Raw genomic sequence first — 13036 nt, forward strand, 5'->3', positions numbered from 1 at the left:
CAGATGACGATTCGAGACCTGGTCGCACGACGAGCGACCGTAACCAGTCTGAGGATCCGCGGCCTGATCGTCGCGGTGGTGCTGGCGCTGATCGGCACCGTGCTCTACCAGACCGGCCAGGGGACCTACGACGACACGTTCAGGCTCACCGTGATCGCCAATACGATCGGCGAAGGCCTGGCCCCCGGCGCGGAGGTCAAGTTCCATGGCCTGGCCATCGGCTCGGTGAAGGAACTGGAATCGGTCGGCTACAACCGGCAACGGATGACGGTGGTGCTCGACCCGCGCCAGGCCGGGGCGCTGACCACCGACACCAAAGCCAGGTTCACCTCGTCGAACGTATTCGGCACGGCGGCAGTCGAACTCGTCAGCGACGGAAACGGTCCGCCGCTGCGGTCCGACCAGACGCTGGTGATGAGCGCCGACGTGCAGGCAGCGTCGATCACCGGGTTGCTGCGGCAGGGGCAGAAGCTGAGCCGCAGTTTCGACAACCCGGAATTCGAGCACGTCATCGAGGTGCTGCGACGACACGCCGACATCGTCGAGCCTTTGGCCAGAGCCGGGTCGGATCTGGCCAAGATCATCGCCGACACCAACACCATGCCGGTTGCCCAATCGCTTTCGGTACTGGCATCGTTCGTCACCGGCCTGGGCGACGCGCTTCCGGTGGTCGGGCTGAGCACCAACCTGGTGGACGGTCTTACCCCACTCGTCGGACCCGGTGGTATCGAGCGGACCAACCTGGTCTTTCAGCAGACCGGGCAGTTGCTGGTCGACGTCGGACACCTCGCCGGACAGAACAGCGCCTGGATCGTGCAGTTGGTCAACGCGATCATGAATGTCGGCATACCGGCGTCCTTCGCCGCGGGGAGCCTTGCTCCCGCCTATGACCGGCTGTCCAGCCTCATCGATCGCGCGGACGGCGCCCTGATCGTGGTCGACGGCCAGGTGCGCCTGCGCACCGAGGTATCCCTGGACGGTGGACCGCGCCGATGAAAAAACTGGCCAGGCAGGTGTTTTGGCTGACGACGTTCACCGCGGTCGCCACGGTGTGCGCGATCCTGCTGCTCACCGCATTGCGGAGTCCGGTCAACGGGGCAGTCTCGCACTACTCGGCAACGTTCACCGATGTCTCCGGGCTGGATGTGGGCAATGATGTCCGCATCTCCGGAGTGCAGGTCGGCAAGGTGGAGGGCATCCAGCTCGAGGGCCGCACGGCCAGAGTCGATTTCAGTGCCCTCAATGAGCATCCGGTGTATCGCAACACCATTGCGGCGGTGCGCTACCAGAACCTGTTGGGGCAGCGCTATGTGGAGCTGGTGCAGACGGCTTCCTCGGGTGAACGGGCCGGTCAGCGACTGCCCGAAGGTTCGGCCATCCCGGTGGGGCAGACGGTGCCGTCATTCGATATCACCAAGCTTTTCAACGGTTTCCGGCCGGTGTTCCAGACGCTGGACGCAGCCCAGCTCAACCAGTTCGGCGAGAACCTGCTGCGGTTGATCCAGGGCGACGACACCGGGATCGGGCCGGTGCTCCGGGATCTCGACGTCATATCCAAGTACGCCGTCAACCGGCAGGCCGTCATCACTCTGCTGCTGCACAACCTCAGTGACCTGTCACATGATCTCGGTGGTAAGTCGCAGCAGTTGTTCAACCTCATCAACGCGCTCAACGATGCGCTGGCGACTTTCACATCGAAAGCCGAGCAGTTCCGTACCTCGATCGATATCGAGCTGCCGATGATGCGCAGCCTCGTGCAGGTCTTACAGACCGCCGAACGCGGCTTCGACGCCTCGACGTCGCCGCTGTACGGAATGGCCACCCGGATGTTCCCACAGACACCTACCGTGATCGCCGGGCTGTCTTTGACTCCCACCCTGATTCAGGGGCTGCGTGACTCTCTGGTCGACGACGAACGGCCGGCGTACACCTGCTCCAACGGCGAGGTGCAGCTCCCCGGCATCGGTGAAGTGTCGTTCGCCCACCAGGGTTTGGTGGTGTGCCGATGATGGGCGTGCGGAACCGTCGCGCGCTCGACGATCGCGGCGAGGCCGTACGCAACCGCCGTCTCGGCATCGTAGGCGTGTTCGCGATCGTGGTCGCGTTGGTCACCACCGGGCTGGCTTATGTCAATCCGGCGGGTCAGGCCGGCTACACCGCACACGCGGCGACCTCCGGCGGCGTGCGCGTCGGCGACGAGATTCGCGTAGCCGGTGTTCCGGTCGGCAAAGTGACCGGGGTGCGGCTGAGCCGGACTCTCGTCGAGATGACGTTCGACGTCGACCGCTCGGTGGCGGTCGGGAACGATTCGACACTGGATATCCGCCTGCTGACCCCGCTGGGCGGTCATTACGTGGCTCTCGACCCTCAGGGTCGTACACCATTGGGCCACAATGTCATTCCACCTCAGCGGGTCAGAACGCCATTCGAGGGCAACGACATCATCCAGGCCGTGACCCCGTTCTTGCGCGACGTCAACGGCCAGGTTATCCACGACACCTTCACCGAACTCGCCAACGCAACCGACAAGTATCCCAACGCGCTGCGCGAGATCCTGCAGTCCGCCAACGAGTTGACCGGATCGCTGAGCAAGATGAGTGGTGATTTCCACCGCGGCCTCGACTTCGTCAACGACGCCGCCGGCGCGTTCGCCAATGGACGTCAGCAACTCACGGCCCTGATCGAGCAGTTCGCGCTGGTGGGGCAGCGCTACACCACCAAATCGGTCGATATCGTCGAGTTCTTCACGCTGCTAAGCGAATTGACTCGCATCATCGATAGGGTGATGGTGTTCTACAACCGGGAGTTGGCCCCCTCGGTCAACGGCATCGACGACATCATCACCGCGCTGGTGGCCCATCCGGAGCGGGTCGGCAAGGCCACCGAGGGCCTGTCTCAGATTGTCAATGTGTTGCTGCCGATGCTGCAGGGACACGGTCTCGTTGTGGACCAGAGCAATCGGGTGGTACGCGCCCCCGCTGTCTGTCTGCCCAACATGGTGAAGCAGTGCTGATATGAAGAAATTCGGATGGATCGGTGCCGCGGTGCTTGCCGTGGTGGTCGGAGTCGTCGCTCTCGCGGTCACCGGGGCCAAGGTGATGGCACCTGCCACCCGGGCGTTGTGTGCCGAATTCAGTGACGCGGTGGGGCTCTATCCCGGGAACAAGGTGCAGTTGCTGGGCATCGACGTGGGCTCGGTGACGGCGATCGCCAACAAGCCGGACTACGTGCAGGTGGACTTCACCGTGCCAGGTGACCTCGAATTGCCGGCCGATGTGGGAGCGCTCACCTACTCGCAGTCGATCGTCGCCGACCGGCACGTCGAGCTCACCAAGCCCTACGCCGGCGGGCCGAAGTTCTCCGGGGCCCAGTGCATCAAGCTGGAGTCCACGAAGACGCCGATCAGCGTCAGCCAAACCTTCTCCGCTGTCGACAAACTCGCCGGCGCCATCCTCGGTGACGGGCCGGACCCGGCGAAGGCGCCCGGCGCTCAGGCGATCAACCAGAGCCTGGCCGCGTTGAGCCGTTCCCTGGAGGGAACCGGCCCGCAGACCAATCAGACGCTGCGGGATCTGGTCACCCTGGTAGGCGATCCCGGCCGCGCCGATGCCGAGTACCGGCAATTACTGGCCAACAGTGAGATCCTCACCTCAGACCTGCTGGCACACTGGGACACCTTTACCACCGTGCTGCAGACGTTGCCCGAGAGCCTGCGCATGATCGAGGGGCTGTCGAACGGGTTCGGTTCCGCGCTCGCGCATCTCGGGCACGCGTTGCCTTTGCTGGTCGACGCCTTGAACCGATTCGGGCCCAGGGCCTACAACAACATCGGCGACAAGCTGGTGCCGTGGCTCAGGGATGTCCTCACCGCTTACACCCCTCAGATCGTGGGTTTCATCAACGCTTTGCCGCCGGTCACCAATTGGGTTGCTTCGCAGTATCAGCCGGCCTGGGGCTCACACAACCTCACGTACATCCCGCCGCAGGTGTCGATGTCGCCGTCGCAGGCGAGCACGATCTGCAGCGTGCTGCGGCAACGCAACGTGCCGGGCGCCGAGGCGGCGTGCGCACCCGGCGCGAACAACGATGCGGTCACCCTTGGGCTGACCGACCTGTTGCTCGGGGCGGCATCATGATTCGGCGTTGGCTTGTCGCGGCTTCGGTGGCCTGTGCATGTCTGCTCTCCGGCTGCTCACTCGACCCGACCCGACTGCCGGTGCCGGGGGCCTATGTGCCGATCAGCAAGTACACCATCAAGATTGAATTCTCCAGCGTGCTGAACCTGCCGGCGAGGGCCAAGGTCGACCTGGGCGGAGTTCAGGTCGGTGTCCTGGACCGGGTCTCGCTGGTCGGCAGCACGGCGGTCGCCTACGTCGACGTCAACTACAGCGTCAAGCTGCCGCAGAACACCCGGGCCGAGTTGCGGCAGGCAACGGTGTTGGGCGACATCTACATTGCGTTGTTGCCGGCGGAGAACCCGGCGCCCACCCACCTGCACGACGGCGACACCATACCGCTGCGGAACACCGTGCCGGCCGACAATGTCGAGGACATCCTGCGGTCGGTGTCGACCCTGGTGTCCGGCGGCTCATTGAACACGCTGGAAGAATCCGTGGCCAACTTCAACAAGGCGTTCTCCAAGGACCCGGCCGAGTTGGACCGGATGCGCCAAAAGTTGGCCGGAATGCTGCGCGACCTGGCCGCCAATCAGGACAAGATCGACGAAATCCTCGCCAGCACAGAACGTGTCAGCAATGGGTTACTCAGTGAGACCGGAGCGTTCGATCGCCTGATCAACGAGGGGCCGGTGCGACTGCGGGCGATGTCCGCGGTGTTGCCCAGCATCGTGCAATTGCTGGTGTGCGCGCAGGACCTGGGCCACTACGGCGGAGAGTTGTTCGTTACCAACGCACCTGACTTCCTGCAGATGCTGTCCTACATCACGCCGACGGTGCGGACCATCGCTTCGGCCGACGTCACGCTGCCCGCGATGGCCGACAAGATGGTCGCGCTGATCCGCGACAAGTTGATCCCGTTCTACAGCAACGGTGGTCCTCGTCTGAGCGTCTCGGTCGACCCCGGAGCACGGGCGGACGCGGCGATCGCGGCGATGAAGACGATGGGAATGCTGCCATGAGGTTCAATGCCGGTGTCACCGTGGTGATTCTCGCGGTCGCCACGTTGTTGGGTGCGGGCTATCTGGCAGTCGGAGTGCTCAAGGTGGAGCCCACCGCCCAGCCCACCCGGCTCACGTTGCTGCTCGACAACTCAGGTGGGTTGATGCCGACGTCGCAGGTGACCATGCGCGGCATCCGGGTCGGCAAGGTGAGCGGGATCCATACCACCCCAAGCGGACTGAGGGTGTCGATCGACCTCGACCGGGGACATCCGATTCCGGCGGACAGCGCGATAAGCATCCAGAATCTTTCCCTGGTCGGTGAGCAGTACATAGACTTCCGGCCGACTCACCTTGCCCCGCCCTATTTCAGCGATGGCGCGGTGATTCCGTCCACGCGGGTGGCGTCTGCCGTCACCGTCAGCGACCTGCTCAACAAGGCCAATGCGTTGCTCTCGGTACTCAACCCGACGTACGTCAACAACATCGTCGGCACGGTGTCGCAGGTGTTCTCCGGAAACGACGCCGCCATCGACTCGCTGGCGGCCACCGCCGGTGGAGCGGCCACAATCGAGCGGGACAACAAGCAGATACTTGCCGCACTCTTCGGCAACCTCGCCACGCTGACCAGCAACATCAGCGACCAGGATGTCGGCGGAGTGCTGAGCAGAAGCGGTCGGCTGCTACCCAGTTCGATCCTGGCGTTGGCCAAGCTGACCCGCGAGGTCGATGCGTATGCCCACGCCGCCGATGGCGCGTTCGCCCCCGGCGCTCCGGTCCCCACTCTGGTGGCCAACCTCAGGCAGTACCTCGACATGTTGTCCGGGCCGCTGAGCACGTTCGCGGCAGCTTTGGAGCCGGCCACCGCGCCGCTGCGCGGTTTCAAAGTCGACGCAGGGCACTTCGTCGACGTGTGGGAGTCGGCTTTCAGCGATGCAGGCGGAGTTCGCGTGCAGGTGGATATTCCGGAAGGACACCGATGAGTGACACATTGATCGACGAAGAAGAGATGGTCGACGAGACGGTCGAAGCCACCGCCGATACCCCTGCCGAGGATCACCCGAAGCGGTTGCGCGGCAGGCGGTTCGGAGTCGTTGTGCTGGTCGTGGCCGCGGTCGTCGCGGCCGGGTGGTTCGGGTTCGACAAATACCGGGCCGTCACCGGTGAACTGGCCGCGGTGCGGCAAGCTGACTCCGATCGCGAGGCCGCGGCCAAGCTCGCCAGGGACTACGCGCTGAAGTCGCTGACCTACACCTTCGAGGATCCCGACGCCTTCTTCCGTTCCGTCGAAGAGGGGGTGTCGCAGACGTTGAAGGACAAGTACGTCAACGCCACCGAATTACTCAAGGGCATCATGATGCAGGCGCAGGTCACATCCTCGGGTGAGGTGCTTGCGACCGACGCGGTGGCCCAGCCCGGGCAGGTGTATCAGGTGGTGGTGTCCGCCGCCCAGACGACACGCAACCTGCAAAACCCCAAGTCGCGGGTGTCGCTGATCCTGCTGCAGGTCACCGTGAACAAAGCCGGCTCAGGGTGGCAGGTGTCTGACATCGGCCCCAAGACGGGCAGCCACGCGAGTTCCGACCCGATCGGCCCGCTGGACCCCGGGCCGCCGCCGGGCCGCTGAGGTTGGAGCGAATCGGACTGCCACGCACGACAGTGGTCACACATGTCACTTCCGTCTCTGAAGACGAGGCATGAGTCAATCTCGAATGTGATATCGCCTTCGATATCACTCAGTGCGGGAGCGAGGGGCTGCGGCTTGCGGCGGCGACCCATCGATATCACCGGCGATATCAACTTCCAGAAGGACTTGTGCCCGACTTTCCCGGGGCCAGTGTTGCTGTTGTGGTCAAGGCGGCATAGCTGCCGGACATGGTGACTGGTGAAGGCAACGCTCCCGTGTTACCTAGTTCGACGTGAACCGCTACACGTTCCGCGTCGAATGGTGTTCGGAATGCCACGAATACCTGGCCAGGTGCCTCGAGTTGCCGTTTCTGACCGAACGGGCGCCAGCGGCTCAGCGGGCTGTCGCACTGGTGACGAAGGCAGTCGAACTGCACCTCAAGGCTTGCCGGGAGGAGGGCAGAGATGCACCGCCGCCGCTGACCGAGCGTGGCTACAGCGGCACGTTCGTCGTCAGGACGTCGCGCGCACTGCACACCCGGCTCGCTATCGAAGCCACCGAACAGGGCGTCTCGATGAATCAATGGGTGGTGCAACAGCTTTCAGGCCGTCAGCCGAAGAACAGCTTCGGCGAGCTGTTCTTCGACTGATGGCCTGTCGCCGCGTTGCCCAGGCTAGGTGCGCGCCCCGCGGTAGTGATCGGTGTCGCCGTAGGCACCCTCGCGGGTGACAACCTCGTCCCGCGCCTGGGACTGCTCGGCGTTCTCCAGCCTGGTGTTCGGGTCGATGGTGTCGGCGCGCTTCCACTGCTCGTCCAGCTGCTCACGCGACGCCGCGACCTCGCTCTGATGCTCGGCCGCCCGATCCTGCAGACGCTTGGCTTCGGCGGCCTTGGCCTCCGCCTCCGCCTGGGCGGCACGGGCGCGTGCGGCCGTTTCCTCCGCCAGCGCCTCACGGCGCTCGACCCGGGCGGACTCCACTCTGGCCTGCTCGCGGATCTCCTCGGCCTGCTGAATCTGCCGACGCCGTTTGGCCCGGGTGGACACGACGACCAGTGCGACGATCACCGCGATGACGACCAGTGCGGCGATCACAATCAACACGATGTTGCTGGTACTCATGGTGAGCTCCATTGCTAGGCGGTTTGCTGTATGCGGCCGTCTGGAGCGAATCCCCATATTCCACAAAAATAAAACAAGCCCCCAAAAGTGCTACATGAAGTCCAGCGCCTCGACGGTGGCAGTGCCGCCCTCGTGGGACGGCCGGTTTGCGCCGCCGATCACGTAGATGGTGTGCCCGACGGTCGCCACCGCCTCGCCGTGGCGTGCGGTCGGCATCGGTGGCAGCGTCGACCATTTGCCGTCGGCGATGTCGTAGGACTCCACCACGGCCAGCACCTGGGTCGGCTCTTCACCACCGACCGCCACGACCCGCCCGTCGATGAACGTGGCGCCGTAACTTCCGCGCGGGGTCGGCATGTCGACCAACTTGGTCCAGGCGTCCGCTTGCGGGTCGTACCGCTCGAACGCCGCGGAGTTCTTGTCGGCCGACAGGAACCGGCCGCCCACGGTGTACATGTACGTGCCGTCCGACACCGCCGCGAGGTGCTCGCGCGGCGTGGGCATCTTGGCCGCGTCCTTCCACGACGTACCGTCGAAGACCTCGGTCTGGGTCACCAGTTGCTTGGCGTTCTGCCCACCGACGACCACCAGCTTGTCGCCGACCACCGCGGCAGCCGGCGCGGCCCGGGCATGGGTCAGGCTCGGCAACTCGACCCAGCTGCCGCCACGCAGCGCGAAGACCTTGTTGGAGGCGTCGGCAATGTTGTCGCTGGCGCCGCCGAGCACCACCACCTCGTTGCGGTACGTCGCCGCCGCCGCGTGATGCAGCCCAATGGGCAACGGCGGACCGGTCTCCCACACCCCGCTGCGCGGGTCATAACTTTCGACCGTGGTCAGAACCGCGCCGTTGTACAACCCGCTGATCACCCAGATTTTGTCGCCCTGCACCGTCCACGCCATCATCAGCCGCGGGCTCTTCGCGTCCGGCAGGCTGCGCCACTGCGCAGCGGGCTGCGTCTTGCGTGCCGGCAGGGTGAGCGCTTCGGCCGCGGAGACCACCTGCTGATCGCCGGGCCCGGTCGCCCCGCCGATCACATACACCGTCTTCTCGACGGCGGCGACAGCCATCCCGTGCCGTGCGGTTGCCATGTCGGGCAGTCCGTCCCAGGTCTTGGCCATCAGGTCGAATACCGACACGCTCTTGAGGACTTCGCCGCCCGACTGGCCGCCGACCGCCACCAGGCGACCGTCGGCGATCGCCACGCCGAGATCGCTGCGCGGCCGCGGCAGCGGCGGCAACGTGGACCACGTCTTCGCGTCCGGGTCATACGCCTCGACGGCGGCCGAATCCGTGCTTCCGCTGGCTCCGCCGACGACGTACACCAATTTGCCGTTAGTGGCCGCGGCGAGCAGCTGGCGCGGCGTCGGCAGCGGCGCGCCCAGCGTCCAGGAATTGCCGTCGAAGACTTCGGTCGTGTTCAGCAGCGCACCGCTCGCGTCCACGCCACCGGTGACGATGATCCGGTCGCCGACGACCGCCGCGGCCGCGGCCGCCCGGGGCTGCAGCAGATGCGGCAACTCCACCCAGTGGCTGTTCACCACCCGCCAAACCTGATCGGTCGCAACGGGTTTGGTTCCGGTGGTCTTCCAGCCGCCGAGCACTACCGGGTTGCCCTGCCACGTCACCGCCATGGCGCGCTGAACCGGGACGGGCAGGTCGTCGCCGCCCTTCCACTCGTCGATGGCCGGGTCGTATCCCTCGTGTCGCCCGGTGACGTTGCCGTCGCTCCCGACGCCACCGAATATCCAGATGGTGCCGTCGGATTGCGTTGTCGCCACCGCGTCGCGCGCCATGCGCGCATTGGTGATCGGCTTCCACACCACCGGGGCCTGGGTCCGCGGTTGACTACTGGCGCTGGTGCTCTTGTTGTCCTTCGAGACTGCAAGGAAGACGCCACCGGCGACCAACAGCAGCACGACCAGCACCGCCGCGCCGATCAGTAGAAGCTTCTTGTTGTTCGCTGACTTGCCCGGAGGCGGTGTGACGGGCGTCGGCGGGACCTGCGCTTGCGTATGGGTGCCGTGCGCATCGCGCAGGATTCTCGCCGCCTCGGCAGGGTTCTGCGCAACGGCAGGCTCGGCGGCCGGCGGCGGAATCGACCGGCTGATCGCGGAAGTGGGGCCTTCGTCCGGACCCGGCGGGGGGATCTGCCGCGTCACCCCGGTCGCCGCCGGCGGAGTCACCGAGGCACCGGGCGTTGCGACCGACGTGCGCCCGGTGTTGTCGCCCATGCTGGTTATGGCCATCGCGTCCGGCTTCAGCCCACTGGCGCGCTGCGCGGCCTGCAACTCGCGGCCGAACGCCTCCGCCGACGCCGGTCGCTTCTCCGGGTCCACCGACATCGCATGCTCGATGGCGGAACACACCGCGTCGGGGATCCCGTCCGGCCGCATGTCCGGGATGCCGGTGGAGCTGATCCGCAGGTATTGCGCGATCAGGTCCTCGCCCTTGCGACGTTCGTGCGCGGCGTTGCCGGCGATCAGCGCGTAAATGGTGGCGCCCAGTGAGTAGATGTCCGCCGCTACCGTGGCTGGGTTGCCGGTCATCACTTCGGGAGCGGTGTAGTCGATGGTGCCGGAGAAGAACCCGGTCGCAGTCTCGTAGCCGCCTTCGATGTGGGCGATCCCGAAGTCGCTCAGTTGCGGTTCGCCGTAGTCGTTGATGAGCACGTTCGCGGGCTTGATGTCGCGGTGCAGCGTGCCGTTGCGGTGTGCCGTTTCCAGTGCCCCGCAAAGTTTCACCCCGATGCGCAGCGCCTCGGGCCACGGCACCGGACCCTCGTGTCGCAGGCGGACCGCGAGGGAATCCGCGGCGTGGTAGGGCATCACGATGTAGGGCCGGTTGTTGACGGTCATACCTACGCGCAGGATGTGGGTGATGTTCGGATGCCCGGAGAGCCCGCCCATCGCGTAGCCCTCACGCAGAAATCGCTCCCTGCTCTCCTCGTCGAAGTGCGACGGCAAGACCTTGACCGCGACATTTCGTCCCAGCGCCGTCTCGTAGCAGCGGTAGATCACCCCTGCGCCGCCACGGCCGACTTGCCGGGCGTCCTCGAACCCGGCCGCGGTGAGTTCGTCAGCGATTCCGCCTGAGACTGGCGCGCCGTCGGTTTCCTCTGGCATGTATTCGACGCTTCCCCTCCGCAGCGATGGTTGTTTCGCGAGGTCAACAGTAGCGAACCCGGCCCTGCGTAGTCGCGGTTCAGGCCAGAATGGCTTCATGGCTGTGGATCTGAACGCGTACTTCGACCGTGTCGGTTATGACGGTGCCACCGAGCCGACCCTGGAGGTGCTACAGGCTCTGGTGACCGCCCATACCCGCACCATTCCGTTCGAGAACCTCGACCCCTTCATGGGCGTACCGGTCGACGATCTGAGCGTGGATGCGTTGGCCGACAAGCTGGTTCGTCGCCGCCGCGGCGGCTACTGCTACGAGCAGAACGGCTTGATGGGGTATGTGTTGGCGGACCTGGGTTTTCAGGTCCGCAGGTTCGGGGGGCGGGTGGTCTGGATGAATCCGCCGGGCGCGCCGGTTCCCGCCCAGACGCACACCCTGCTGGCGGTGAGCTTCCCCGACTCCGAGGGGCCGTACCTGGTCGACGTCGGTTTCGGCGGGCAGACGCCCACCGCGCCGCTGCGCCTGGCGATCGGCGGCGAGCAGCAGACGCCGCATGAGCCGTTCCGTCTGGAAGATCGCGGTGACGGACTGGTCCTGCAGGCCCAGGTCCGTGAGCAGTGGCAGCCCCTGTACGAGTTCACCACCCAGACCCGGCCGCAGATCGATCTGACGGTCGGAAGCTGGTACGTCTCGACGCACCCGTCGTCACACTTCGTGACCGGTCTGATGGTGGCCGCGGTCACCGACGACGCGCGATTGAATCTGGCCGGACGCGTGTTGACGATTCACCGCGCCGACGGCAGCGAGAAGATCCTGCTGGACGACGCGGCCACGGTGGTGAGCACCCTGCGCGAGCGGTTCGGCATCGATGTGCCGGACCCCGCCGGGCTCGAGGCCCGCGTGGACGCCCTACTGGCTCGGCAGCCAGGAACCGATTCGGCTTAGGGCCGCTTCGATGTCGCTGGTAGGTCCGGCGAACGACAGTCGGACGTAGGAGTTGCCCCGCGCCGGGTCGAAATCGATGCCCGGCGCGATCGCAACGCCCGTCTCTTCCAGCAGCTTCGAGCAGAACGTCAACGAGTCGGTGGTGAAGTCGGAGACGTCGGCGTAGACGTAGAACGCGCCGTCGGTGGGTGCCAGCCGGTCGACACCGATGCGGCGCAATCCGTCCAGCAGCATCGAGCGGTTGACGGAATAGTGCTGCAGGTTGGCCTCGGCCTCGGCGATCGAGTCGGTGCTGAACGCCGACACCGCGGCGATCTGCGACAGCACCGGCGGACAGATCGTGAAATTACCGGTGAGGCAGTCCACCGCGCGGCGCAGCTCGGTGGGCACCACCAGCCAGCCGAGCCGCCACCCGGTCATCGCGAAGTACTTGGAAAAACTGTTGACGATCACCGCATTTCGCGATGTCTGCCAAGCGCAGCTGGTCTGCGGCGCGCCCTCGTACACCAGTCCGTGGTAGACCTCATCACTGATCAGCCGGGCGCCGGACTCCTCGCACCACGAGGCGATCGCGGCGAGTTCCTCGGGCGGAATGACGGTGCCGGTGGGATTGGCCGGGCTGGCCACGATGACGCCCTGGACCGGCGGATCCAGCTCGGCGAGCAGCTGCGCGGTGGGCTGGAACCGCGTCTCCGGTCCGCAGGGAATCTCCACCACCTCACATCCCAACGCCGACAGGATGTTTCGATAACACGGGTGACCGGGACTGGCCATTGCGACGCGGTCGCCGACGTCAAAGCACGCCAGGAACGCGAGGAGGAATCCGCCGGAGGAACCCGTGGTTACCACCACCGCGTCGGGCTCCACGGAGATGCCGTGCTGACGCTGGTAATCGGCCGCGATGGCCGCGCGCAGCTCCGGGATACCGAGTGCAACCGTGTAGCCCAACTGGTTGAGATGCAGGGCCGCCGCGGCGGCGGCGCGCACCGGTTCGGGGGCACCCACGCTGGGTTGGCCGGCCGACAGGTTCACCAGGTCGCCGTGGGTGCGCTGACGCTCGGCGGCCGCCAACCACACGTCCATCACATAGAACGGTGGGATTCCGGCGCG

The 13036-nt window shown here is 65.8% G+C and carries 12 protein-coding genes; 9 read left to right on the plus strand and 3 right to left on the minus strand.

The features are described 5' to 3' along the window. The first annotated feature begins 3 nt into the window (after window positions 1-3). The 8 genes from AO501_RS10590 (at window position 4) to AO501_RS10625 (ending at window position 7392) form a co-directional block, all read left to right on the plus strand. Window positions 4-996 carry an MlaD family protein gene (locus tag AO501_RS10590; protein WP_055577665.1) on the plus strand — a complete coding sequence of 331 codons (993 nt, stop codon included), beginning with the start codon at window positions 4-6 and terminating at the stop codon, window positions 994-996. Continuing rightward, a complete protein-coding gene (locus AO501_RS10595; protein ID WP_055577666.1) occupies window positions 993-2009 on the plus strand; it encodes an MlaD family protein in 1017 nt (338 codons plus the stop codon). Before AO501_RS10590 ends, AO501_RS10595 begins: the two co-directional genes overlap by 4 nt. Continuing rightward, window positions 2006-3013, plus strand: a complete 1008-nt coding sequence (locus AO501_RS10600) for an MlaD family protein (protein ID WP_231752432.1) — start codon at window positions 2006-2008, stop codon at window positions 3011-3013. The genes AO501_RS10595 and AO501_RS10600 overlap by 4 nt, the downstream gene beginning before the upstream one ends. 1 nt (window position 3014) lies before the next feature. Then, entirely contained in the window at window positions 3015-4136 is a 1122-nt protein-coding gene (locus tag AO501_RS10605) for an MlaD family protein (RefSeq protein ID WP_055577667.1), read from the plus strand. Further along, window positions 4133-5137 carry an MlaD family protein gene (locus AO501_RS10610; RefSeq protein WP_055577668.1) on the plus strand — a complete coding sequence of 335 codons (1005 nt, stop codon included), beginning with the start codon at window positions 4133-4135 and terminating at the stop codon, window positions 5135-5137. Before AO501_RS10605 ends, AO501_RS10610 begins: the two co-directional genes overlap by 4 nt. Then, window positions 5134-6099, plus strand: coding sequence for an MlaD family protein (locus tag AO501_RS10615; protein ID WP_055577669.1), 966 nt, complete (start codon window positions 5134-5136; stop codon window positions 6097-6099). Before AO501_RS10610 ends, AO501_RS10615 begins: the two co-directional genes overlap by 4 nt. Then, entirely contained in the window at window positions 6096-6743 is a 648-nt protein-coding gene (locus AO501_RS10620; RefSeq protein ID WP_055577670.1) for a hypothetical protein, read from the plus strand. The genes AO501_RS10615 and AO501_RS10620 overlap by 4 nt, the downstream gene beginning before the upstream one ends. 292 nt (window positions 6744-7035) lie before the next feature. Further along, on the plus strand, window positions 7036-7392 hold the full coding sequence (locus AO501_RS10625) for a type II toxin-antitoxin system HicB family antitoxin (protein WP_055577671.1): 357 nt from the start codon (window positions 7036-7038) through the stop codon (window positions 7390-7392). A gap of 24 nt (window positions 7393-7416) precedes the next feature. On the opposite strand, the gene AO501_RS10630 is transcribed toward AO501_RS10625, so the two are convergent. Both AO501_RS10630 and AO501_RS10635 read right to left on the minus strand, forming a co-directional pair. Next, window positions 7417-7863 carry a hypothetical protein gene (locus tag AO501_RS10630; protein ID WP_063892851.1) on the minus strand — a complete coding sequence of 149 codons (447 nt, stop codon included), beginning with the start codon at window positions 7861-7863 and terminating at the stop codon, window positions 7417-7419. A 90-nt stretch (window positions 7864-7953) separates the two neighbouring features. Next, window positions 7954-10986, minus strand: coding sequence for a serine/threonine-protein kinase (locus AO501_RS10635; protein ID WP_055577672.1), 3033 nt, complete (start codon window positions 10984-10986; stop codon window positions 7954-7956). A 97-nt stretch (window positions 10987-11083) separates the two neighbouring features. Here AO501_RS10635 and AO501_RS10640 point away from each other — a divergent pair, with 97 nt between their 5' ends. Next, on the plus strand, window positions 11084-11926 hold the full coding sequence (locus tag AO501_RS10640) for an arylamine N-acetyltransferase family protein (RefSeq protein WP_055577673.1): 843 nt from the start codon (window positions 11084-11086) through the stop codon (window positions 11924-11926). Here the strand turns inward: AO501_RS10640 and AO501_RS10645 are convergent. Then, on the minus strand, window positions 11891-13009 hold the full coding sequence (locus AO501_RS10645; RefSeq protein WP_371935032.1) for a pyridoxal phosphate-dependent aminotransferase: 1119 nt from the start codon (window positions 13007-13009) through the stop codon (window positions 11891-11893). The two genes, AO501_RS10640 and AO501_RS10645, sit on opposite strands and share 36 nt — an antisense overlap. Between the last annotated feature and the right edge of the window lie 27 nt (window positions 13010-13036).

It is taken from the genome of Mycobacterium gordonae, assembly GCF_001417955.2.
GTDB lineage: Bacteria > Actinomycetota > Actinomycetes > Mycobacteriales > Mycobacteriaceae > Mycobacterium > Mycobacterium gordonae_B.

What these genes read in the sequence shown, in the direction of transcription:
- AO501_RS10590 (WP_055577665.1), top strand. Translation starts at nt 4, where the DNA reads ATGACGATTCGAGACCTGGTCGCACGACGAGCGACCGTAACCAGTCTG.
- AO501_RS10595 (WP_055577666.1), top strand. Translation starts at nt 993, where the DNA reads ATGAAAAAACTGGCCAGGCAGGTGTTTTGGCTGACGACGTTCACCGCG.
- AO501_RS10600 (WP_231752432.1), top strand. Translation starts at nt 2,006, where the DNA reads ATGATGGGCGTGCGGAACCGTCGCGCGCTCGACGATCGCGGCGAGGCC.
- AO501_RS10605 (WP_055577667.1), top strand. Translation starts at nt 3,015, where the DNA reads ATGAAGAAATTCGGATGGATCGGTGCCGCGGTGCTTGCCGTGGTGGTC.
- AO501_RS10610 (WP_055577668.1), top strand. Translation starts at nt 4,133, where the DNA reads ATGATTCGGCGTTGGCTTGTCGCGGCTTCGGTGGCCTGTGCATGTCTG.
- AO501_RS10615 (WP_055577669.1), top strand. Translation starts at nt 5,134, where the DNA reads ATGAGGTTCAATGCCGGTGTCACCGTGGTGATTCTCGCGGTCGCCACG.
- AO501_RS10620 (WP_055577670.1), top strand. Translation starts at nt 6,096, where the DNA reads ATGAGTGACACATTGATCGACGAAGAAGAGATGGTCGACGAGACGGTC.
- AO501_RS10630 (WP_063892851.1), bottom strand. Translation starts at nt 7,863, where the DNA reads ATGAGTACCAGCAACATCGTGTTGATTGTGATCGCCGCACTGGTCGTC.
- AO501_RS10635 (WP_055577672.1), bottom strand. Translation starts at nt 10,986, where the DNA reads ATGCCAGAGGAAACCGACGGCGCGCCAGTCTCAGGCGGAATCGCTGAC.
- AO501_RS10640 (WP_055577673.1), top strand. Translation starts at nt 11,084, where the DNA reads ATGGCTGTGGATCTGAACGCGTACTTCGACCGTGTCGGTTATGACGGT.
- AO501_RS10645 (WP_371935032.1), bottom strand. Translation starts at nt 13,009, where the DNA reads ATGGACGTGTGGTTGGCGGCCGCCGAGCGTCAGCGCACCCACGGCGAC.